Origin of the sequence: Falsiroseomonas selenitidurans (genome assembly GCF_012103215.1) — a bacterium.
GTDB lineage: Bacteria > Pseudomonadota > Alphaproteobacteria > Acetobacterales > Acetobacteraceae > Falsiroseomonas > Falsiroseomonas selenitidurans.
On the sequence record NZ_JAAVNE010000036.1, the window covers coordinates 1 to 22,381 of the forward strand.

Below are 22,381 nucleotides of genomic sequence, written 5' to 3' on the forward strand. Positions count from 1 at the left end.
CCGCCACCATTGCCGCCCCCTCGCCAAGCACGAAGGACAGCGAATCACACTCGCCGTGACCGTGGGAACACTCATGAGTCACTGCAGGACGCCGGGCGTATTAGACTAATCCGCTTCAAGAAATTTACGAATACAGTGGTTAAATTGCATAGCCCCGGGATATCGTATCTGGCAGGGGGCAATAATTCTGGCAAATCGACTTTGCTACAAGCTGTTGCTGTTTGGGATTTTTGTCGATCGGTTCTTGAAAATGAACGTGGCATCAAGAGCCTTCTGACAGGCTACGGCGGACAAGGTCTTGGTCTTGCCGACGATGAGTTTTCACCGATAGCTCTTGCAAGTTTGAAGCACCTTTGGACCAATCTAAAGAGCCAAATACCGGATGATGGATATTCATTGTCAGTAGAATGTCGATGGCTCAATCCAAACAAAGAAGAACGCCATCTTAGACTCGCACTCGCGCTGACCAACGATAGGCTTTTTATAAAGCCGACTGCCTCAAATCTAACCGCCAGTGACGCTTTGCCGTCAGTTGCCTATCTACCGCCATTCGCCGGCATTACTAGCCGCGAAAACAAAATGTCGGGCGCAGAGCGCCGGGCCATGATCGGGCGCGGTCTGGCAGGCGGAATCATACGAAATCTTCTTCATGATATGCATCAAGATAATCTATCCGAGCGGGATAAACTGAAAATCGGGCGGTCAAAAATTAAGAACTCTGATCTTGCACGGCTCCGGCAGTCCGATCCCTGGGAAATCCTCCAGACCGCACTTTCTACTAATTTTAACCTTCAACTTAACGTAGAACCATTTAACGATATTTTTCACACTTACATTAAAGTTAGCTGCACGAAGGTAACTCTAGATGACAATAAAATTAAACGAATTCCCGCGTATAACTCGCGAGATTTAATGGCGGAAGGCAGCGGCTTTTTACAATGGCTGAGTGTCTACGTCTTGGCGCTCAGCCCCAGCAACAGCACGCTGCTCTTGGATGAACCAGATGCGCATCTGCATCCTGCCCTTCAAGCGCGGTTGGTTGAAACCTTGGAAGATATAGCGCAGAAGAATGGCAAGCAGATTCTTCTTGCGACTCACAGCACAGAAATACTTCGCACGGCAGAACATGCGAAAATATTGCAGTTTAGGGGCGGCACAGCGAAATATTTGAACCGTGACACACAAAAAATCGACCTGTTCATAGGGCTTGGGAGTGACTATGCCCCCAAAATTGATCCACTTCGTCGACACAAAAAAATGCTTATTGTTGAAGCCGAGAGCGACGCGCGGCTCTTGACGATTTGGGCGGAGAAGCTCGGCGTGAAATGGCCGCAAAACGTCATAATATGGCCATACACCGCAAGCAACAAGGACCGCAAACAATTGTTCATTCAACTGAAAGCTGAAATTCCGGATCTAGTTGCAGTTAGCTTGCGAGATCGGGACGACGAAAGTCCGAACTCTGTCGACAAAGAGACTTTGCGCGACAAATCAATAAATTCACCGCAAGACTCGATCTATTTCCGAGTTTGGCGGCGCCGTCATATTGAGAATTACCTGCTTTCGCCGACAGCTATCGCACGCGCAGCAGGATGCAGCGTCGCAGCAGTTGAAAAATTCATGGCTGAACATGGGCTATTTGTACCTGAAAACTTTACCTCGCGCGATGTTGCCGCGTCAATGCTTGATGCGCGGGGCAAAGAAATAATGCAGGAATCGGAGCGATCAATCAAGCACGTCTTCGATATTTCAAGCACCGACATTGCCCGAAATATGGAACGGCAAGAAATCCCTGAAGATGTAATCGTATTTATAAACTTGGTTTCATCGATCTGTGAGGGAAAATTGCCCCCAGGTCCGACTCAAGGCAACAAATCAATCGTGTCGCTCGCTCCGTTGCCAGGACATGAGCTTCTTTAGGATTGACGACCGCCCTCTCCCCCCTCCACCACTCCCCCCCATGCCCAAGCTCCAAGCCGCCCAGATCCCCGTCACCCCCTTCCAGCAGAACTGCGCCCTGATCTGGGATGCCGAGACCCTGCGCGGCACGGTCATCGACCCGGGTGGCGAGGCGCCGCGCCTCCTCGCCGCCATCGCCAAGGCCGGCATCACCGTGGACAACATCCTGCTCACCCATGGCCATCTGGACCATGCCGGCGGGGCGGAGGCGTTGCGGGCGGCGCTTGCGGCAAGCCAGGGCGCGCCGGTGCCGCTCCTCGGCCCGCATCGGGATGATGAATTCCTGCTCTCGGGCATCGCCGCCCAGGCCCGGCAATACGGCATCGAGGGCCTGGCCGATGCCGCGCCCGACCGCTTCCTGGAGGAAGGGGAGGTGGTCTCCATCGCCGGCCAGCCCTTCGGCGTGCTGCATTGCCCGGGCCATGCGCCCGGCCATGTGGTCTTCGTCAGCCAGGCGCTCGGCTTCGCGGTGGTGGGGGATGTGCTGTTCCGCGGCTCCATCGGCCGCACGGATTTCCCCTATGGCGACCATGCGGCGCTGATCCACGCCATCGCCACCAAGCTGCTGCCGCTGGGGGATGAGATGCGCTTCCTCTGCGGCCATGGGCCGGGGTCCACCTTCGGGGCGGAGCGGAAGGGGAACCCGTTTCTGAAGGGGTAGCGCCGGCCCCCCGCCCCCAGGGGCCGTCAGGCGGGGCGGGTGGCAGCGCGTTCGCTCATGATGCAGGCGAAGACCACCAGCGCGGCGCCGGCCAGCATCGGCCCGCCGGGCACCAGCCCCCAGATGAGAAAATCCCAGCCCAGGCTCCACACCAGCCCGGAATAGCCGAAGGGCGCCAGCCGCGCCGCATCCGCATGGCGGAAGGCCTCGGCCAGGGCCACCGTCGCCGCCCCCACCAGCAGCCCGTTGCCCAGCATCTGCGCCAGGGACAGCGCGGTGGGCGCCGTCCAGCTCGCCACCCCCGGCACCGCCATCACCGCCAGCCCGAGCAGGGATGGCCAGACCAGCACGCGGCCGATCCCCGGCTCCCCCCGCAGCTTGCGGTTCAGGATGAAGACGGCGGAATAGCACAGCGTGCCGCCCAGCGCGTAGGCGTAGCCCAGCAGCGGCCCGCCCGCGGCCCCGGCCAGCCCCGGCGCCAGCCCCAGCGCCACGCCGCCGAAGCCCACCGCGCACCAGGCCCAGGCGGCGGGGCGCGGCCGTTCCCCCAGCAGCCAGGCGGACAGCAGCAGCACCAGGAAGGGGGAGGTGAAGAACACCAGGTAGCCCTCCGCCAGCGGCAGGCGGGAGAAGGCCTGGAAGAAGCAGATGGCGCTGCCCAGCATCACCACGGCACGAAGGGCGTGCAGCCGCGGGAAGCGCGTGGTCAGCGGGCCGCCCCAGCCGGGCCAGATCCGCCGCGCCAGCCACACCGCCAGCAGCAGCGCCGCGAAGCGCACCAGCAGCACCTGCCACACCGGATGCCCGGCGGACAGCAGCTTGTTGTTCGCGTCCAGCAATCCGAACAGGCCGATCCCGGCCAGCATCAGCGCGGGACCGCGCACATCATCCCTCCCCCGGTTAAGGCGCGGGTTGTGGCGCCGCGCCGCATCGCTGGCAATCTCGGCTTCGGCGACCGATGGCCGAATTGTGCGCTGCACGCTTCCCCTCGGCGCGCATTGCAGGCACAAGCCGCCGCGCCATGACCCCGCAACTCGCCTCCGTGCTGATGCCGCTGATCCGCGGCATGGACCCCGAACGTGCGCATGACCTCGCGCTGCGCGCGCTTCGCTTCGGCCTGGCCGGGGCGGACCGCAGCGCGGACGACCCGCTGCTGGCCACCCGTGCGCTGGGCCTCGATTTCCGCAACCCCATCGGCCTCGCCGCCGGCTTCGACAAATCGGCGGTCGCCGTGGCGCCGCTGATGCGGCTGGGCTTCGGCTTCGTGGAAGCCGGCTCCGTCACCCCCCGCCCGCAATTCGGCAACCCGAAGCCCCGCCTGTTCCGGCTGGTGGAGGACCGGGCGGTGATCAACCGGATGGGCATGAACAATGCCGGCCTGGCGCCCTTCCTGGCGCGGCTGGCGCAGCTGCCGGCCGCGCGGCCGGCGGTGCTGGGCGTGAACATCGCCATCAACAAGGACAATGCGGCGCCGCTGCGGGATTATCCGGCGCTCTATGCCGCCGTCGCGCCGCATGCCGCCTATGTCGCGATCAACGTCTCCTCCCCCAACACGCCCGGCCTGCGCGACCTGCAGGGGGAGGCGATGCTGCGGGACATCCTGGCGGCGCTGGCCGAGACCCGTGACGGCCTGGCCGGCCCGCGCCCGCCCATCCTGGTGAAGATCGCCCCCGACCTCTCCCAGGGTGCGGTGGAGCCGGTGGTGGAGGCGGTGGTGACCCAGGGGATGCAGGGGCTGATCGTCTCCAACACCACCATCGCCCGGCCGGCGCCGCTGCGCTCGGCGCAGAAATCCCAGGCCGGCGGGCTTTCCGGCCCGCCGCTGCGCGCACCCTCGACCGAGATGCTGAAGCGCGTGGCGCGGCTGGCGCGCGGCCGCGGCCTCACGCTCATCGGCTGCGGCGGCGTCGGTTCGGGCGCCGATGCGCTGGAGAAGATCCGCGCCGGCGCCGCGCTGGTGCAGCTCTATGCCGCCTTCGCCTATGACGGGCCGGCGCTGATCCCGCGCCTCAAGCGGGAATTGGCGGCGGCGCTGCGGCGCGATGGCTTCCGCCATGTTTCAGAGGCCGTGGGGGTGGATGCGCAATGAAGGTTCTGGACGGTGTCGCCGCGCTGGCGGCGGATTATGATGGCTTCATCCTGGACCTCTGGGGCGTGGTGCATGATGGCCGCCGCCCCTACCCGGGTGTCGCGGAGGCGCTGGGCCGGCTGAAGGCGCAGGGCAAGCGCATCGCCTTCCTCTCCAACGCGCCGCGCCGGTCCTTCGTGGTGGATGCGCTGCTGACGGGGATGGGCCTGGACCGGGCGCTGTGGGACGGCACCATGACCTCCGGCGAGATCGCCTGGCGCCACCTGAAGCACCGCGAGCGCGCGGATTTCCGGGCGCTGGGCGTCAAGGCGCTGCATATCGGCCCGGAACGCGACCTCTCCGTGCCGGCGGACACCGATGTGGTGCTGGTGCGGACGGCAGATGAGGCCGACTTCGTGCTGAACACGGGGCCGGAGCCGGCGCGCGGCAACCATGACATCGAGCCCTACCGCCCGGCGCTGGAAGCCTGCGCGGCGCGGCGCCTGCCGATGCTCTGCGTCAATCCGGACCGGCATGTGATGGTGGGCGATGAGCGGGTGATCTGCGCCGGGGCGCTGGCCGACCTGTACCGGGACCTCGGCGGGCCGCAGGCGATCGAGATCGGCAAGCCGGACCCGGATTGCTACCCGCCGGTGCTGGAACTGCTCGGCCTGACGGACCGCGCCCGCGTGGTGGCCATCGGCGACAGCCCGCACACGGACCTCGCCGGCGCCCAGGCCGCCGGCATCGATGCGGTCTGGGCGCTGACCGGTCTCGCCGCGCACGCGCATGGCGAAAGCCCGGACCCGGTGCGGCTGGCGGCGGTGGCGGCGGCCGAGGGCGTGCGGCCCGTCGCCGCGCTGATGGGCCTGCGCTGGTAGGCGGGGCGGGGCCGGGCCTACACTCCCACCCCGTGAAGCCCCAACCCGCCCCCGGCACCGCCGGCCTGCCGCGCCCGCCCGCCCTGCGGCCGCCGATCTGGCTGCTGGTGGCGATGATCGCCATCGGCCCCTTCACCATGCAGGTGCTGGTGCCCTCCCTGCCCGCCATGGGGCGGGACCTCGGCGCCAGCACGGCGATGGTGCAGCTGACCGTCACGCTGTACCTGCTGGGGGTCGGCGCCGGGCAGCTGGTCTATGGCCCGCTGTCGGACCGCTTCGGGCGGCGGCCGCTGCTGATGGGCGGGCTCGCGCTGTATGCGCTGGCTTCGCTGGCGGCGGCGCTGGCGGGGGGCATCGGCGCGCTGGTGGCGGCGCGGGTGGCGCAGGCGGTCGGGGCCTGCGCCGGGGTGGTGCTGACCCGTGCCGTGATCCGCGACGTCTGGCCGCGCGACCAGGCGGCCAGCGTGCTGGGCTACGTCACCATGGGCATGACCATCGCGCCGATGCTGGCGCCGATCCTGGGCAGCGTGCTGGAACAGGCCTTCGGCTGGCGCACCAGCATGTGGGCCTGCCTGGCCTTCGGCCTGCCGCTGGCGCTGGTGGCCTGGCTGCGGCTGCCGGAGACGCTGGCGGTGCCGCAGAGCCTGCCCGGCCTGTCCGCCATCTGGGGCGCCTATCGCAGCCTGTGGGCGGTGCCGGCCTTCCGCGCCTATACCGCGCTGACCGCCTGCGCCACCGGCATCTTCTTCGCCTTCCTCGGCGGCGCGCCCTATGTGGTGGTGCAGGGCATGGGCTATTCGCCGGTGCAGTTCGCCTTTGCCTTCGCCGCCATCTCCGTGTTCTTCGCCGGCGGCAACTGGCTGGCCGGGCGGCTTTCGGCGCGGCTCGGCATCCTGCGCATGCTGGTGGTCGGCACCTCCGTCACCACGCTGGGCGCGGTGGGGGCGGCCATCGCCATGGCGGCCTTCCCGCCGCACATCCTGGTGTTCTTCGTGCCCATGGCGGCGGTGGCGGTGGGCAATGGCATGACGCAGCCCAACGCCATCGCCGGTGCGCTGAGCGCCAAGCCGCAACTGGCTGGCACCGCCTCCGCCCTGGTGGGCGCGTTGCAGATGGGCTTCGGCGCGCTGCTGACCTTCGTGGTCGGGCTGGTGGAATATGGCAGCGGGCTCGGCACCTCCCTCACCATGGCGGCGACGGGGGTGGGCTGCTTCATGGCGCTGCGCGGGGCCCGCCGCGCCTCGGGCGGCTGAGACGTGGCGCCCAAGGTTCCGAGCCGCGGCCCGTGCCGCGAAGCCAAGGGGCGGGGACGCGGCCTGCCCGTCATGTGGGGGCCATCATGGTGAAACCTTCCTGCGCCGGGCATGACGCGATGCGCCGCGCCCTGGCCCTGCTGCTGGCGCTTCTGCTGGCCGCGCCGGCGCTGGCGCAGCCGGAGCCCGCACGCCGGGTGCCGGCGCAGCAGCGCCGCAGCCTGGCGGAGCGCCCGGTGGTGCCGGGCGAGCCCGTCAGCTTCCCCAGCCGCACCCCCTCCGGCCCCAGCGCCCTGCTGGCCGGGGAAGGCGCACCGGCCACCATCCGTGCCTGGCTGACGGTGCCGGCGGGTGCCACGGGCCCCTTGCCTGCCATGGTCATCGCCCATGGCAGCGGCGGCATCCTGCCGGGGCGGGAGGTCGACTGGGCCGCCCGTCTGCAGGCGCTGGGCCTGGCGACGCTGGTGGTGGACAGTTTCGGCCCCCGCGGGGTGGCGGCGACGGGTGACGACCAGTCCCGCCTGCCGCTGGCCGCCAGCATCGCCGACCATGTCGCGGCGCTGGCCTTCCTGGCGGCCGATCCGCGCATCGATGCGGCGCGAATCGGCATCATCGGCTTCTCCAAGGGCGGGCAGATGGCGCTGTACACGGCGCTGGAGCCCTTCGCGCGCGGGGCCGGCGGGGCGCGCTATGCGCTGCACATCGCGCTCTATGCCTCCTGCTCCATCCCCTATTTCGCCCCGGCGGTGACCGGCGCGCCGGTGGTCTTCCTGCTGGGCGGGGCGGATGACTACACCCCGGCCGCGCCCTGCGCCCGCTACGCGGACTGGTTCGCGGCGCGTGGTGCCCCGGTGCGCCAGGTGGTGTTCCCCGGCGCGCATCACGGCTTCGACCTGCCGACGCCACCGCGCTTCCTGCCCCGCGCGCAATCCGCCCGCGCCTGCGACCTGGACCTGCACCTGGAACCGGCGGGCGCCGCGCGGCGCGACGGCACGCCACTGCCGGCCGAGGCCATCGGCGCCACGCTGCGCGCCTGCATGGAATACGGCGCCACCTTCGGCGGCGACGCGACGGCGCTGGCGGGCGCGGTGGCGGAGGTGACGGCGGCGGTACGGGCGCATCTGCTGGCGCGGTAGGCGGGTGGGACGATCAGGGAGAGCCGGCAATGGGCGACCGCTACATGCAGGACCAGGCCGAGGCGCTGGCGCAGCACCTGCGGCTGAATGATGGGAAATCCGGCTACGTCGAAGCGACGGCGGATGGTTTTCGCGTGTTCCTGCGCCGGAAGTGGCCCGGCAAGCCCCTGATGAGCTGGGACGGGCTGCCGGTGGAGTGGAACGAGAATGTGGGGACGCACAAGGCGAGTGGGCGGTAGCCCCTACCCCTCGAACCGCGCCAGCCGCACCGCGGTGTGCCCGCGCATCGCGTGCGGGCTCGGCATCACCAGCAGGCAGTCGTCATGCGGGGTGCGCACCTCCGCCTCCCCATCCAGGGCGATCAGCGTGTTGCGGCGGGGGATCACCTCGCCGCCGCGGTAGTCGCGCAGGAAGGCGAAGGCGCTGGTGGTCGCCGTCACCGTGCGCGTCACCCGCGCCAGCCGTCCCGGCGGCAAGGGCGCATCCGGCGGCAGGGCCGCGGCTTCCTCCGCCATGCCGAGGTGCCGCAGCAGCCGGGCGGCGGCCTGCTCCATCTGCACCAGCGTCTCCGGCTGCCAATGCGGCCCGGCTTCCAGCAGCAGGGCGGCGGCCTCGGCGCCGAAATGGCCGTGGTCGATCATCCGCATGCCCGCCGCATGGCCATCATCCGCCACCACCAGCGGCGGCGTGCCGATCGCCTGCCCCAGGGCGCGGGACGCCGCACCGGGACCGGACAGGAACAGCGGGTCCGAGGGCCACAGCATGGAATGCAGGTCCAGCAGCACATCCACCTGCGCCAGCAGCGGCAGCAGCGCCCGCGCCCGGTCCAGTTCCGTGGAGCGCCGGGCGCCGCCCAGCAGCGTCGGCGCCCAGACCCGGTTGAGATCCTCGTCCACGAAGCGGCTGGCCGTCGGGTCCGCCGGGTCGAAGCGCTCCAGCGCCGCCAGATTGGCGAAGACCAGCGTCAGCCGCCCGCGACGCGGCCGCACCCTGTCCCGCAGCCAGCGTTCCAGCAGCAGCGCCCCGGCGATCTCATTGCCATGCACCCCGGCGGAGACCATCAGATGCGGCCCGGGCTCGGCGCCGGCGAAGTGCCAGGCGCCGGGGATGCCACCATTGCCGGCGCGCCAGCGCCCGCCCTCCGGCCGCGGCAGCCGGACCTCCAGCGGCGGCAGGCCGATCTCGGCCAGCCGGCCGGGCATGGCCCGGTCGCCGCTCATGCCGCCAGCCTGTCGCCGAGCCGGTCCAGGAAGGCGCAGCAGGCGGCGATCTCGGAGTCGGCGATCCATTCCTCCGGCTGGTGCGCCTGCGCCACCTGGCCCGGGCCGCAGACCAGGGTGGCGATGCCGGCGCGCTGGAACACCCCGGCTTCCGTGGCGAAGGGCACCCGCGCCGGCGCCCCTACCGCGCCGCACGCCCGCGCCAGGGCCAGCAGCGGCGAGGCCTCCGGCAGGTCCAGCGGCGGCGCGTCGCAGCGGCGGCGGATGCGGAACTCGGCCTCCGGCGCGGTGGCGCGCAAGGCCGGCAGCAGCGTGCCCTGGGCCAGATCCTCCACCGCCGCGCGCACCGCCTCCGCCGGGTCGCCCGGCACGCTGCGCACCTCGAAGACGAATTCCGCCAGGTCGGGCACGATGTTGAGGATGCTGCCGGCGTGGAAGGTGCCGGTGTGCACGGTGGTCCAGGGCGGCTCGAAGCCTTCGGCCCGGCGGCCCTCGGCGGCGTAGCGGCGGGCCAGCTGCTTCAGCAGCGCCACCGCCTCCGCCGCCGCTTCCAGCGCATTGGCGGTGCGGTGGGTCTGGGAGGAATGGCCGGTGCGCCCCGTCACCGTCACCTCCCAGGAGGCATAGCCCTTGTGCGCCACCACGGGCGCCATGCCGGAAGGCTCGCCGACGATGCACCAGGCCGGCGGCGGCCCCGTCTCGCCCAGGCTGGCGACCAGCAGCGGGGCGCCGGCGAAGGTGGTTTCCTCATCGAAGGACAGGCACAGATGCACCGGCCGCTTCAGCTGCTTCGCCCGCAGCCCGGGCACCGCGGCCATCACGCAGGCCCAGAAGCCCTTCATGTCCACCGTGCCGCGCCCGATCAGGCGCCCGGCGGCGCGGCGCAGCACGAAGGGGTCCGCCTGCCACGCCTGGCCTTCCACCGGCACGCAATCCGCATGCGCGGACAGCGCCACGCCGCCGGCGACCGCCGGGCCGATCACGGCATGCAGCGCCGCCTTCTGCCCGCCGGGGTCGGGCACGCGCCGGCAGGTCACGCCATGGCTGGCGAGCGCCTGCTCCACGAACTGCACAAGGTCCAGGTTGCTGCGCGCGCTGGTGGTATCGAAACCCACCAGCCGATCCAGCAAGCGGACCGCTTCCGCCTCGGCCGCCATGCGTAAAGTCCCCCGACGACCACTTTATACGGTGGCCGCAACAGGGCAACTCGCGGTGGTGCCGCAGAGCGTAACGCCGGGCCCGCTGCTACTGGGCCAGCCCCAGCTCCCGCAGCACGGTGCGGTTCATGGTGCTCTCCGCGGCGAAGCGGGCCTGGAAGGCGGCGCCGGGCAGATAGCGCGGCACCGCGTTCAGCCGCTCCGCCGCCAGGCGGAAGCTGTCGCTGGCCACCGCGGTGGCGCAGGCGCGCTCCAGCGTCGCGGCCGCGGCGTCCGGCATCCCGGCCGGGCCGACCAGCCCGCCGGCGGAACTGCCCTCGATCGGGTGGCCGAGCTCCGCCACCGTCGGCACCTGCGGCAGGGCGGCCATGCGGTCCCGGCCGAACACCGCCAGCATGGGCAGGTTGTTGTTGGTGGGGATGGAGGGGCTTTCAACGAAGGCCTGGATCTGCCCGCCCAGCGCGGCGGTGGCCATCGGCCCGGCGCCGGTGAAGGGCACGTGCAGGCCATCCACGCCCGCCGCCTTCAGCAGCGCCGCCATCAGGATATGCTGCGTGCTGCCCTGGCCGGGGGAGCCATAGACCAGCGCCTCCCGCCCCGATTTCGCATGGGCGATCATGCCGGCGAAATCCTGGAACGGCGCGCCGCGGCCGGCCACCAGCACCTGCGGGTTGTCATAGACCAGGCAGAGGAAGCGGAAGCTGTCCAGGGCATAGGACAGCTGCTGCAGGTGCGGCTGCGCCGTCAGCGGGTTGTTCGGCGACATGCCGATCGTGTAGCCATCCGCCGCCGCGCGGGCGACGGCCGCATCCCCGATGGTCCCGGCCGCGCCGCCGCGGTTGACGATGACCACGGTCTGCCCCAGGGCGCGGGAGAGTTCCGGCTGCAGGGCGCGCGCCATCAGGTCGGTATTGCCGCCGGGCGGATAGGGAACCACCAGCTGGATGGGGCGGGTGGGGTAGTTTTCCTGCGCCAGGGCGGCGCCAATCGTGGCCAGCGGCATGGCCAGCAGCGTTGCAAGGGCGAGGGCGTGACGGCGCAGCACGGACATGGCGTTGTTTTCCCGGTTCCTGGACGCGCCGAGACGCTCGCGCAGGCCCGGGGAGGCGGTCAAGGCCGACATGCCCCGGCGGGGGCCGCCTTCACCGCCCGGCGCGCGCCTCCGCCACCAGCCGCTCCAGCGTCGGCAGGTCCACCGCGCCGGGCACCAGCGTGCGGCCGATCACCAGCGCCGGCGTGCCGTCCACCCCCAGCGCCTGGGCCAGCCGCAGATTGGCCTCGATCCGCGCCTGCAGCGCCGGATCGGCCATGTCCCGGCGCAGCCTTGCCCAGTCCAGCCCGACGCGTTCCGCCTGCTGGCGCAGCACGGCCTCCGTCGGCTCCACCCGCAGCGCCATCAGCGCGTCGTAGAAGGGCCCATAGCGGCCCTGGCGCTGGGCGGCGAGCAGGGCGCGCGTCGCCACCACGCTGGCCGGGCCCAGGATCGGCAGGTCCTTCATCACCACGCGCAGGTTGCGGTCGCGGCGCAGCAGCGCCTCCATCGTCGGGTGCAGCTGCTTGCAGTAGCCGCAGCGCGCGTCGAAGAACTCCACCACCGTCAGGTCGCCCTCCGGGTTGCCCTTCACCGGGTCCGCCGGGTCGCGGAACAGCGCATCGGCCTGGCTGACGATGGCCTGGCGCTGCGCTTCCGCCCGCGCCGCCTGCTCCGCCTGTTCCAGCCCGCCGATCGCGTCCCGCAGGATGGTGGGGTCTTCGCGCAGCGCCTGGCGCAGGATCTCGATGATCTCGGCCCGCTGCGCCGGGGTGAAGCCCTGCGCCAGGGCGGCGGAGCCGAGCGCCGGCACCAGGGTGAGCGCCAGCAGCAGCGCGCGGCGGCGCCAAGGTCGGGGCATGGGAATCCTCATCGGCTGGGCAGGTTCTCGGGCGCGGCGGCGTTGCGCAGGTCCTGGGCGCGCAGGCGCTGCGGCCCGGCGGGCAGCGCTTCCTCCGCGCGGCGGGCCAGCAGGCGGGCGGTGCGGGCATTGCCCAGCAGCAGGGCTTCCTCCGCCAGCGCCAGGTCGGCCTGCGGCAGGTTGCCCAGGCGGCCCTGGGCGATCGCCATCTGCCGCCAGACGAAGGGGCTTTCGCGTTCGCGGGCCAGCGTCGCCTCCAGCTCCGCCACCGCCTGGCGCAGCTGCGCCGGCTGGCCGAGCTCGATCAGCACCCGGGCGTAGGAAAGGCGGATCAGCGGCTCATCCGGCGCCAGGCGGCTGGCGCGGGCATAGGGGGCGAGCGCCTCCGCCGGGCGATGGCCCTCGAACAGGATCTGGCCCTTCAACTCGTTCAGCCAGGGGCTGTTCGGGTCCTCCGCCAGCAGCCCGTCGATCATCTGCACCGCCAGCGGAATGCGGCCGGAGCGGAACTGCGCGATGGTGCGGGCATAGCGCGCGGGGGCGGAGGTATCGCTGGGCGGGTAGCGGCGCCAGGTGCTGGCGGGCGCATCGATGAAGCCGTCCAGCTTGGCGCGCACCATGGCGAAGGCCGAATCGAAGCCCGGCGGCATCGGCGCATCCGCGAAGCGGGATCGCGCGATATGTTCCCGGGCGAATTCCAGCCGGTCGCGCGACAGCGGGTGGGTGCGGAAATACGGGTCCTGCCGGCCGACGACGAGCAGTTCCTGATCCAGCAGCTTCTCCAGCAGCGCCTCCATGCCGCGGGAGGACCAGCCGAGCCGGTCCAGATAGGTCACCGCCGCCTGGTCGGCCGATTGCTCCTGGCTGCGGGTGAAGGCGTAGAATTCCCCCATCGCGCTGGCCTGGCCGCCCAGCATGCCCGCCGCCAGCGCGCCGGACTGGCCGGATGCGGCGGCGGCGACGCCGCCCAGCAGCATGGCGGCGACGGAGCGCAGCATGGCCGCGCGCATCTCCTCCGGCAGCCGGGCCAGGTGGCCGCCGGCGATGTGGCCGGTCTCATGCGCCAGCACGCCGACCAGCTCCCGCACCGTACCGGATTGCTGGATCAGGCCGGTGTGGATGAACAGCCGGTTGCCGGTGCTGACGAAGGCGTTTATGGCGCGGTTCTGGATCAGCGTGATCCGAACCAGTCCGGGATCGACGCCCGCCGTCCGGAACAGCGGGTGTGACAGGCGACGGACCAGGTTTTCGGTCTCCGCGTCCCGGATGGTGACGATCCGCTGCGGCGCGGACTGCGCCACGGCCCGTCCCGGGGCGACCAGCGCGACGAGGAAGGCGAGGACGACCAGGATGACGACCAGCTTGGTGGCGGTGTTCGGGGCCATGCGCGGCAGCCTAGCGCGATCGGCGCGCGCCTCCCACCCTTGGGCGTGTAACCGGCCGGCCCGGCGGCTGGCCCTGTTGCTGGCCCTGGCCCTGCCCGGCTGCGGCGGGCTGGCGGGCACGGAAGGCCCGCAGGCCGGGGAGGAGGGCTTCGTCCGCGGCTTCCTGGGCGGCGTCGCCGGGTCCGACCCGCGCGCCGTGCTGGCCGGGCGCGAGGTGCTGACGCGCGGCGGCTCCGCCGCTGACGCCGTGGTGGCGGCGGCCCTGATGATGAGCGTCACCCAGCCGTCCCGTGCCGGGCTCGGCGGCGGCGGCGCCTGCCTCGTCTATGTGCCGGTGCGCAATGCGGTGGAGGCCATCGTCTTCCCGCCCGGCCCGCGCAGCGGCGCCCCGGCCGGGGCCGACCGCCCGGCTGCCGTGCCGCTGATGGCGCGCGGCCTCTTCGCCCTGCACGCCCGCGCGGGGCGCCGGAATTTCGAGGAATTGATCGCCCCCGCCGAACAGGCAGCGCGCTTCGGCACGGAAGTCAGCCGCGCGCTCGCCGCAGACCTTGCCGTGGTCGCCGCGCCGCTGCTGGCGGACCCCGCCGCCGCGGCGATCTTCGCCGGCCCCGGCGGCCAGCCGCTGCGCGCCGGAGACCGGCTGGTGCAGCCGGATCTGGGGGCGACCCTCGCCACGCTCCGCACCGCCGGCGTCGGCGACCTGCACCAGGGCGGGCTCGCCCGGCGGCTGGAGGAAACCTCCCGCGCCGCCGGCGGCATGCTGACGGTGGAGGAACTGCGCGAAGCGGTGCCGCGGGTGATGGAGCCGGTGCAGGTCTCGGTGGGCAACGATATCGCCAGCTTCCTGCCGCCGCCGGCCGATGGCGGGCTGGCCGCGGCAGCCGCCTTCACCGCGCTGCAGGGCCGCGCGGCGCCTGATGCCGCGGCGGCACGCGCCGCTTCCGTGGCGGCCGCTTGGCGCGCCCGCGGCGGGGCGCCCATGGCCATCCTGGCGGCCACCGACCTGCCAGCCGGCGATCCGGGCCTGCTGCCGGCGTCCGCCGGGCTGGTGGCGCTGGACCGGGACGGCATGGCGGTGACCTGCGTCTTCACCATGAACAACCTGTTCGGCACCGGCCGCGTGGCGCCCGGCACCGGCGTGCTGCTGGCCGCGGCGCCGGGGCTCGGCCGGGTGCAGCCGGCGCTGCTGTCCGCCGGCCTCATCCACAGCCCGAACATCCGCGCCTTCCGCGCGGCCGTCAGCGGCAGTGGCCAGCAGGCTGCGCCGATGGCGGTCGCCCTGCCGCTGTCCCGCCTGGTGGCCGGCGCCCCGGTGACGGAGGCGGTGGCCGCGGTGCCGGAGCCCGGGCGCAGCCAGATGGTGGCCTGCCCGCGCTACCTGCCGGGCGACGCCGCCAGCTGCCAGGTGGTGACGGACCCGCGCGGCGCCGGCCTGGCGCTGGGCGCCGTGGATCGCTGATGGCGCTCAAGACCGGACGGGGGGCGGCGGCACCGCCCTTCCTGGTGATGGACGTGATCGCGGCCGCCAATGCGCGCGCCGCCACCCTACCCCCCGGCGCGCCCGGGGTGCTGCGGATGGAGGTCGGCCAGCCCGGCGGCGGCGCCCCGCGCGGCGCGGCCGAAGCCGCCATCCGCGCGCTGCGGGAAGACCGGCCGATGGGCTATACGGAGGCCTTCGGCCTGCCCGGCCTGCGCGCCCGCATCGCCGACCACTACCGGTCGACCTATGGCGTGGCGGTGCCGGCTTCGCGCATCGCGGTGACGGTGGGGGCCTCCGGCGCCTTCCCCCTGGCCTTCCTGGCCGCCTTCGATGCCGGCGACCGGGTGGCCATGGCCGCCCCCTTCTACCCGCCCTATGCCAACATCCTGACCGCTTTGGGCATGCAGCCGGTGCTGCTGCCCTGCGACGCCACCACCCGCTTCCAGCCGACTCTGGCGATGCTGGAAAAGCTGGACCCGCTGCCGGACGGGCTGATCGTCGCCAGCCCCTGCAACCCGGCCGGCACCATGCTGGCGCCGGCGGAATTGTCCGCCATTGCCCGCTGGTGCCATGCGCAGGGGGTGCGGCTGGTCTCCGACGAGATCTATCACGGGCTGTCCTGGGGCACGGTGGCGGAGAGCACCGCCGCGGCCTTCAGCGACAGCGCCATCGTGGTGAACAGCTTCTCCAAGTATTTCTCCATGACCGGCTGGCGGATCGGCTGGCTGGTGCTGCCGGAGGATCTGTGCCGGCCGGTGGAATGCCTGGCGCAGAACCTGTTCATCAGCGCGCCCCACATCGCCCAGCTCGCCGCCGAGGCCGCCTTCGACTGCGGCGTGGAACTGGAGGAGCGGAAAGAGGGCTACCGCCGCGCCCGCGCCGCCCTGCTGGAAGGCCTGCCAGGGGCGGGGTTCGACCGCGTCGCCGCGGCCGATGGCGCCTTCTATTTGTGGTGCGACATCGGCCACCTGACCAATGACAGCCTGGCCTTCTGCGCCGGGATGCTGGCAGGCGCCGACATCGCCGCCACCCCCGGCGTGGATTTCGACCGCGAGCGCGGCCACCGCTTCCTGCGCTTCAGCTATTGCGGGGCGGAGGCGGAAGTGGTGCAGGCCCCGGCCCGGCTCAGGGCCTGGCTGCGCCGCTGAGGCCGCCGCCCCAGCGCCACCAGGCGGCGGGCAGCGCAGCCGCCGCGGCCTCGGCCCGGTTGGCGTCGGCGAACAGGCCGAAGCAGGTGGCGCCGGAGCCGCTCATGCGGGCCAGCAGGCAGCCCGGAAGGGCGGCGATGGCTTCCAGAACGGTCGCCACGGGCGGGCACAGGCCGATGGCCGCCGCCTCGAGGTCGTTGCCCAGCGGCCGCAGCCAATCGGCCAGCGCGGCGGCATCCGGCCAGGCGGGGGGCGCCGGCGCGGGCGCAGAAAAGCCGCCCTGCCGTGCCCGGAACACCGCCGGCGTGGCCAGGGCCAGGCGCGGATTGGCCAGCAGCAGGCCGCATCGCGGCAGCGGCGGCACCAGCGACAGCACCTCCCCGATTCCCTGCATGCGCATCGGCCGGCTGGCGAGGCAGACCGGCACATCCGCCCCCAGCCCGGCCGCCACCGTGGCGGGGTCCACCTGCGCGCCCCAAAGCGCGGCCAGCACCCGCAGCGCCGCCGCCGCGTCGGCCGAGCCGCCGCCGATGCCGGAGGCTACCGGCAGGCGCTTGTCCAGCACCAGCGCCGCCGCCGGCGCCACGCCGACGGCCTCCGCCAGGGCGCGCGCCGCGCGCAGCACCAGATTGTCCGGCTCCGCCCCCAGGGCGGCCGCTTCCGGCCCGCGCAGCGCCAGGGTCAGCGCCACCGCCGGCGCCGCCGAGACCCGGTCCCCCACCCCGGCGAAGACCGCCAGGCTGTCCAGCAGGTGGTAGCCATCCGCGCGTTGCCCGGTGACGCGCAGATACAGGTTCACCTTCGCCGGGGCGAAGCCCGCATCCGCCATGTCAGTCGGTGCGCTGTGCCGTCGCGGCCGGCGATTCGGGCAGTCCGTCGCGCAGCTTGGCGGTGATCTTCGCCAGATCGTCCGGCTCCGGCTCCAGCCCCAGGGCACGGGACCATTGGAAGCGGGCTTCCTGCTGCCGGCCGGCGCGCCAATAGGCATCGCCCAAATGGTCGTTGATGACCGAATTGCGCGGCTCCAGCTCCACCGCGCGTTCCAGCCAGCGGATCGCGCCGGGGATGTCGCCCATGCGGAACAGCGCCCAGCCGAGGCTGTCGACGATGTTGCCGTCGTTCGGCCGCAGCTCCACCGCGCGTTCCAGCATCCGCCGCGCCGCCGGCAGGTCGCGGCCCTGCTCGACCCAGGTATAGGCCAGGTAGTTCATGACGTAGGGCTGTTCCGGGGCCAGTTCCAGCGCCCGCTGGAAATCGGCCTCGGCCCGTGGCCAGTTGCCGGCGCGCTCATTCGCGATGCCGCGGGCGTAGAACAACGGCCAATCGCTCGACCGCGCCTCCGGGATGCGCGCGGCGGCCTGGTCATAGGCGGTGACGGCTTCGGGGAAGCGGCTGCGGGCGCGGAACAGGTCGCCCAGGCGCACCAGGGGCTGCGGCGCGGCGGGCAGGGCCTCGGCCAGCCCGCGCAGCGCCTGCTCGGCTTCCGGGACGCGGTCCATGCGGTCGAACAGCGCCGCCCGGCGCAATGCCACCACCGGCGCCAGCGCATCGCCCGGCGGCACCTGGCCCAGCACACGCAGCGCCGATTCGGGGTGGCGTTCCTCGGCGTAGTTCTCGGCGATCAGCAGCAGGGTGGGGCCGAAATCCGGGCGCAGCCGCAGTGCCAGCCGCGCCAGGATCAGCGCGGCATCATTGGCGCCCTGCGGTCGCAGCGCGGCGGCCAGCGCGTGATAGGCCTCCGCGATCCCCTCCACCGGGGAGGCGACGCTGCGGGCTTCCAGCAGCGCGCGGCGTGCCGCTTCTGTGCCGGCGGCCAGCGCATAGTCGGACAGGCCACGCGACAGGCCATCCACCAGCCGCATCGCCTCCGCGTCCCGGCCGCTGCGGGCCAGCACGGCGGTGGCCAGTTGCAGCAGGCGCAGCGTCGGCTCCGGCGTTTCCGCCAGCGCGGTGCGCATGGCGCGCTCCGCCTCCCGCGGTCGGCCGGCGAGGTCGGCGATCAATGCCATGTGCAGCGCGTGCAGGCCGCGCAACCGTCCGGCCTCGGCCAGGGGACGCAGCGTGGCCAGGGCCGCGTCGGTCTGGCCCAGCCCCTGCTGCACCCAGGCCAGCAGCAGCGGCTGCAGCAGCTGCGCCGGCCCCTGGCGCGGCAGGGCGCGCACCCGCTGTTCCGCCTGCGCCCAGCGGCCGGCCAGCGCCTCGCTGCCCACCAGCAGCAGCGCGGCGGCCTGGTTCTGCGGCAGGCGGCGGGCCAGGCGCTGCGCTTCCGCCCGCCCGTCCAGCAGGGCGGCGGCGAAGGCGCGGTTCAGCACCTCCGGCTCATCCGGGTCGCGGCGCAGGGCTTCCAGCAGCCGGTCCGCGGCGGCTTCGGTATCCGTCTCGGATTGGGCGAAGCGGCCCGAGAGGTAGGTGCCGAAGACGCTCTCGGCGCGCGCGATACCTTGGAGGCCGGGGCTCGGCGTGCCGGCGGCGGCGCAACCGGAGAGCAGGGCGGCCGCGAGCAGCAGCGCGCGGCGGGGCGGGACGGACCATGTCATGGCGGGAGCCTAGCAGGCGATCGCGGCGCACCGCCAGGACGCCGTGGCCGCAGCGCAGCATCGCAACAGGGCGCAACAAAGTGACATGGCTTTCATCCAGCGGTCAGGGACGCCGCTGTTACATTCCAGCGCTTGAGAGGAAATCCAGGAGCCGATCCGATGCGTCGCCACGCCCTTGCCCTGTTCGCGCTGCTTGCCGGCCTCGTGGCCGCCGGCTCGGCGCAGGCGCAGAACCGATTCTGGCTGATCAACGAAACCGGCCGGACGATCGAGCGTGCCTATGTCTCCGCCTCCCGCGTCTCCGACTGGGGGCCGGACATCCTCGGCACCTCGGTGCTGCCGCGCGGCGAAAGGGTGTGGGTGACACCGCATTTCGGCGACTGCGTCCTGGATGTCCGCGTCACCTTCCAGGGTGGCGGCGAATCCTCCCGCATGCAGGTCAATGCGTGCAGCATCAGCCGGATCGTGTTCGGCGGCGGCGGCGGCGGGGCCGGCGCGCAGGTGGCCCCGGCGCGGCCGGTGGCGGCCAACCCGTCCTTCAACTTCGTCAACGGCACCGGCAGCACGATCCGCGAGCTGTATGTCTCGCTCTCCACCGATGGCGGCTGGGGGCCGGACCGGCTGGGCACGCAGGTGCTGGGGCCACGCCAGCAGATCGCAGTGCGGCTGCCCGCCGGCGTGACCTGCGCCGTGGATATGCGGGTGGTCTACATGAACGGCCAGGCCGTTGAGCGCCGGCGGCAGGAAACCTGCCACCTGAACAACTTCGTCTGGCGCTAGAGCCGTTTCACCGCAAGCGAAGACGGTGAAACCGCTCTAGCTTATTGTCTTGGCGCATTTTCCGAGGCGCCTTGCGAAGCCGCAAGACTTGCAAATGCTCCAGCACTTCGCGTTCAGGGGGAATCATCTGAACGCATGTCTTGCTCTCGAATCATGGACTTCCAGGGCCGATCCGCGCCGGGGGAGGCGCGGATCGGGCTCGCTCTGTCTGGCCCCCCGCATCTTCCGACTCGTCAGGCGATCCCGCCTGACCTGGCAATGCTGGAGCAGGCCGCCGCCCGCTTCAGGCCACCCCGAGCAGCAGCAGCAGCGCGGCGCCACCGGCCCAGAAGCCCATGGTGGCGACCGGGCCGGCGCCCAGGCGCTCGGCGATGGCGGCCGGGATGGCGGCGCTCAGCAGCGTCGCCGTCGCCACGATCAGGCTGGCGCCGTAGTAGATCAGTTCCTGCACCGGGGTGACCACCTGCGGGTACCACAGCGGCCACAGGCCGAAGACCAGGCCGGTGGCGGGGCTGACCATGCCGTTCAGCAGGCTGGCGGACATCGTCACCAGGAACAGGGTCTGCGGGCTCATGCGCCGTCACTCCCACGCGGCCTCATGGGGGCGATCCTCATGGCGGCGCCAGCCGCGGCGCCAGCCCGGCCGCCAGCATGGTGATGCCGAAGGCCAGGCGGAAGGTGAAGATCCAGAAGGCGGCGACCAGCGGCAGCCAGGTCTGCGCCACATAGCGCGGCACCAGGAAGGCGGCGGCGCGCACCGCCCAATCCGTCAGCAGCCGAAAGAAGCGCCAGATATACAGGCGGCTGTCCGGCGGCACGAAGAACTGCATCAGGAAGCGCCCGAACAGCGTCCAGCCCACCACGGCCAGGGAATAGGTCACCAGCCAGAAGGGCAGGTGGCCGAAGATGAAATGCGGCTGGTCCATGCGGCCCCTGGGCTGGAAGCGGATCTGGCGCGGACACGCGTCGGGTTCGGACGCGAATCGGGCGGGGCACCCTCCGGCACCCCGCCCGTTTCAGGCACGCCGGCGAAGGATCAGTCCAGAACCTTCTCGCCGGAGACCATCCGCACGCCGCCGCGCGGGGTGCGGATGCTGTCGATGAAGTCCTGCATCGCCTGCGAGGGCGCCTGGGTCATCAGGCTGACCACGAAGGTGGTGAGGAAGGCGGCCGGGATGCCGAACAGGCCGCAGGAGATGTTGCGGATGCCGAACCACAGCGGCATGCCCATGTACTGGGTGCCGATGAGGTAGAACAGGCAGACGCCATAGCCGACCACCATGCCGGCCACCGCGCCGGCCGAGGTGGTGCGTTTCCACCAGACGCCCATCACCAGCGCCGGGAACAGCCCGGATGCGGCGATCGAGAAGGCCCAGGCCACCATGGCCAGGATGCCCGCCGGCCTCGTGCTGGCCACCCAGGCGGCCACCAGCGCCACCACGATCAGCAGCACGCGCGCCACCACGAGGCGGCGCTTGGAATCCGCCTGCGGGTCGATCATCCGGTAGTAGATGTCGTGGCTCAGCGCATTGGCGATGGCCAGCAGCAGCCCGTCCGCGGTGGACAGCGCCGCGGCCAGGCCGCCGGCCGCGACCAGCCCCGCGATGACATAGGGCAGGCCGGCGATCTCGGGCGTCGCCAGCACGATGGCGTCCGCGTTGATGACGAATTCGCGGAACTGCAGGATGCCGTCCGCATTCGCATCCGTCACCCGCACCAGGCCGATATTGGTCCAGATGCTGACCCATTCCGGCAGGCTGGCGATCGGCGCGCCGATGACGTTGGTGAAGACTTCCAGCTTGGCGAAGGCGGCATAGGCCGGCGCCGTGAAGTACAGCAGGAAGATGAAGAACAGGCTCCACGCCACGGATTGCCGCGCATCGCGCACGGAAGGCGTGGTGAAGTAGCGCATCAGGATGTGCGGCAGCGACGCGGTGCCGAGCATCAGGCAGAAGATCAGCCCGAAGAAGTTGATCGGGTCCGAATTGATGAAGGGCGTGATGTGCGACGGCGCACCGGCCAGCGCCTCCTTCGTCGCGCGCAGCGCCTCGATCTGTTCCAGCGCCTGGCCGTACATCAGCTGCGGCACCGGCACGCCGGTGACCTTGGCGGACAGCAGCACCACCGGCAGCAGGTAGGCGATGATCAGGATGATGTACTGCGCCACCTGGGTCCAGGTGACGGCGCGCATGCCGCCCAGCATGGAACACACCAGGATGCCGGCGAGGCCGACGAAGACCGACAGCTCGAAGGAGATGCCAAGGAAGCGGGAGGCGATGATGCCGGTGCCGAAGATCTGCGCCACCACATAGGTGAAGGACGCCGACATCAGCACGATCACGCCGGCCAGCCGCGCCAGGTTGCCGCCGTAGCGCGCGCCGAGGAAGTCCGGCACCGTATAGGCGCCGAATTTGCGCAGATAGGGCGCGAGCAGGATGGCCACCAGCACATAGCCGCCGGTCCAGCCCAGCACGAAGGCCAGGCCGTCATAGCCCTGCAGGTACAGCGTGCCGGCCATGCCGATGAAGGAGGCGGCGGACATCCAGTCCGAGCCCGTCGCCATGCCGTTGTAGAGCGCGGGCACCCTTCGACCCGCCACGTAGTATTCCGAGACCTGCGCGGTGCGCGACAGGTAGCCGATCAGCGCGTAGACGCCGATGGTCAGGAAGACGAAGAGGTAGCCGATGATGCGGTTGGGGACGCCCACCTGCTCCAGCACCGCCAGCACCAGCACGAAGGCGGCGAAGCCGCCCGTGTACCAGCCATAGATCTTGCCGAGGTTGGAAAGGAAGTCGCCCGACTGGGCCTTGGGGGAATCGGACAT

Annotated in this window: 21 protein-coding genes; 10 read left to right on the top strand and 11 right to left on the bottom strand. The window is 71.2% G+C overall.

Annotated features, from left to right (window positions below; all coding sequences use genetic code 11):
- A partial coding sequence (locus tag HEQ75_RS19135) for an AAA family ATPase (protein ID WP_209318649.1) occupies positions 1–1,920 on the top strand: 1,920 nt, incomplete at its 5' end.
- Positions 1,921–1,960: 40 nt separating this feature from the next.
- The gene (locus HEQ75_RS19140; RefSeq protein WP_168033691.1) at positions 1,961–2,620 is read left to right on the top strand and encodes an MBL fold metallo-hydrolase; all 660 of its coding nucleotides are present in this window, start codon (positions 1,961–1,963) and stop codon (positions 2,618–2,620) included.
- A 26-nt stretch (positions 2,621–2,646) separates the two neighbouring features.
- On the opposite strand, the gene HEQ75_RS19145 is transcribed toward HEQ75_RS19140, so the two are convergent.
- Positions 2,647–3,504, bottom strand: coding sequence for a DMT family transporter (locus HEQ75_RS19145; protein WP_328734428.1), 858 nt, complete (start codon positions 3,502–3,504; stop codon positions 2,647–2,649).
- 137 nt (positions 3,505–3,641) lie between these two features.
- Here HEQ75_RS19145 and HEQ75_RS19150 point away from each other — a divergent pair, with 137 nt between their 5' ends.
- From HEQ75_RS19150 to HEQ75_RS19170, 5 genes are all read left to right on the top strand, one after another.
- A complete protein-coding gene (locus HEQ75_RS19150; protein ID WP_168033693.1) occupies positions 3,642–4,709 on the top strand; it encodes a quinone-dependent dihydroorotate dehydrogenase in 1,068 nt (355 codons plus the stop codon).
- Entirely contained in the window at positions 4,706–5,569 is an 864-nt protein-coding gene (locus HEQ75_RS19155) for a TIGR01459 family HAD-type hydrolase (RefSeq protein ID WP_168033695.1), read from the top strand. The genes HEQ75_RS19150 and HEQ75_RS19155 overlap by 4 nt, the downstream gene beginning before the upstream one ends.
- Before the next feature lie 32 nt (positions 5,570–5,601).
- Positions 5,602–6,822, top strand: a complete 1,221-nt coding sequence (locus tag HEQ75_RS19160; protein ID WP_168033697.1) for a multidrug effflux MFS transporter — start codon at positions 5,602–5,604, stop codon at positions 6,820–6,822.
- 86 nt (positions 6,823–6,908) lie between these two features.
- Positions 6,909–7,958 carry a dienelactone hydrolase family protein gene (locus tag HEQ75_RS19165; protein ID WP_168033699.1) on the top strand — a complete coding sequence of 350 codons (1,050 nt, stop codon included), beginning with the start codon at positions 6,909–6,911 and terminating at the stop codon, positions 7,956–7,958.
- A gap of 29 nt (positions 7,959–7,987) precedes the next feature.
- Positions 7,988–8,197 (top strand): hypothetical protein, encoded by a 210-nt coding sequence (locus tag HEQ75_RS19170; RefSeq protein ID WP_168033701.1) that lies wholly within the window; start codon positions 7,988–7,990, stop codon positions 8,195–8,197.
- A gap of 3 nt (positions 8,198–8,200) precedes the next feature.
- On the opposite strand, the gene HEQ75_RS19175 is transcribed toward HEQ75_RS19170, so the two are convergent.
- From HEQ75_RS19175 to HEQ75_RS19195, 5 genes are all read right to left on the bottom strand, one after another.
- The gene (locus HEQ75_RS19175) at positions 8,201–9,178 is read right to left on the bottom strand and encodes a M14 family metallopeptidase (RefSeq protein WP_235961967.1); all 978 of its coding nucleotides are present in this window, start codon (positions 9,176–9,178) and stop codon (positions 8,201–8,203) included.
- Positions 9,175–10,335: an acetylornithine deacetylase gene (gene argE, locus HEQ75_RS19180; protein WP_168033703.1), complete on the bottom strand. Its 1,161-nt coding sequence runs from the start codon at positions 10,333–10,335 to the stop codon at positions 9,175–9,177. Before argE ends, HEQ75_RS19175 begins: the two co-directional genes overlap by 4 nt.
- Positions 10,336–10,423: 88 nt before the next feature.
- Positions 10,424–11,386, bottom strand: a complete 963-nt coding sequence (locus tag HEQ75_RS19185; protein WP_168033705.1) for a Bug family tripartite tricarboxylate transporter substrate binding protein — start codon at positions 11,384–11,386, stop codon at positions 10,424–10,426.
- A gap of 91 nt (positions 11,387–11,477) precedes the next feature.
- Positions 11,478–12,227, bottom strand: a complete 750-nt coding sequence (locus HEQ75_RS19190) for a DsbA family protein (protein WP_168033707.1) — start codon at positions 12,225–12,227, stop codon at positions 11,478–11,480.
- Positions 12,228–12,235: 8 nt separating this feature from the next.
- The gene (locus HEQ75_RS19195; protein WP_168033709.1) at positions 12,236–13,612 is read right to left on the bottom strand and encodes a M48 family metalloprotease; all 1,377 of its coding nucleotides are present in this window, start codon (positions 13,610–13,612) and stop codon (positions 12,236–12,238) included.
- On the opposite strand from HEQ75_RS19195, the gene HEQ75_RS28840 reads away from it, so the two are divergent.
- Positions 13,578–15,071, top strand: coding sequence for a gamma-glutamyltransferase (locus tag HEQ75_RS28840; protein ID WP_168033711.1), 1,494 nt, complete (start codon positions 13,578–13,580; stop codon positions 15,069–15,071). The genes HEQ75_RS19195 and HEQ75_RS28840 overlap by 35 nt on opposite strands.
- Entirely contained in the window at positions 15,071–16,240 is a 1,170-nt protein-coding gene (locus tag HEQ75_RS19205; protein ID WP_168033713.1) for a pyridoxal phosphate-dependent aminotransferase, read from the top strand. The genes HEQ75_RS28840 and HEQ75_RS19205 overlap by 1 nt, the downstream gene beginning before the upstream one ends.
- On the opposite strand, the gene HEQ75_RS19210 is transcribed toward HEQ75_RS19205, so the two are convergent.
- Positions 16,218–17,069 carry a 4-(cytidine 5'-diphospho)-2-C-methyl-D-erythritol kinase gene (locus tag HEQ75_RS19210; RefSeq protein ID WP_168033715.1) on the bottom strand — a complete coding sequence of 284 codons (852 nt, stop codon included), beginning with the start codon at positions 17,067–17,069 and terminating at the stop codon, positions 16,218–16,220. The two genes, HEQ75_RS19205 and HEQ75_RS19210, sit on opposite strands and share 23 nt — an antisense overlap.
- A 1-nt stretch (position 17,070) precedes the next feature.
- Entirely contained in the window at positions 17,071–18,777 is a 1,707-nt protein-coding gene (locus tag HEQ75_RS19215) for a tetratricopeptide repeat protein (protein ID WP_168033717.1), read from the bottom strand.
- 159 nt (positions 18,778–18,936) lie between these two features.
- Between HEQ75_RS19215 and HEQ75_RS19220 the strand changes: the two genes are divergently transcribed.
- Positions 18,937–19,557, top strand: a complete 621-nt coding sequence (locus HEQ75_RS19220; protein ID WP_168033719.1) for a Tat pathway signal protein — start codon at positions 18,937–18,939, stop codon at positions 19,555–19,557.
- 283 nt (positions 19,558–19,840) lie between these two features.
- Here HEQ75_RS19220 and HEQ75_RS19225 read toward each other — a convergent pair whose 3' ends face one another.
- From HEQ75_RS19225 to HEQ75_RS19235, 3 genes are all read right to left on the bottom strand, one after another.
- A complete protein-coding gene (locus HEQ75_RS19225; RefSeq protein WP_168033721.1) occupies positions 19,841–20,131 on the bottom strand; it encodes a hypothetical protein in 291 nt (96 codons plus the stop codon).
- Positions 20,132–20,168: 37 nt separating this feature from the next.
- The gene (locus HEQ75_RS19230) at positions 20,169–20,483 is read right to left on the bottom strand and encodes a YggT family protein (RefSeq protein WP_168033723.1); all 315 of its coding nucleotides are present in this window, start codon (positions 20,481–20,483) and stop codon (positions 20,169–20,171) included.
- Between the two features lie 110 nt (positions 20,484–20,593).
- The gene (locus HEQ75_RS19235; RefSeq protein WP_168033725.1) at positions 20,594–22,381 is read right to left on the bottom strand and encodes a sodium:solute symporter family protein; all 1,788 of its coding nucleotides are present in this window, start codon (positions 22,379–22,381) and stop codon (positions 20,594–20,596) included.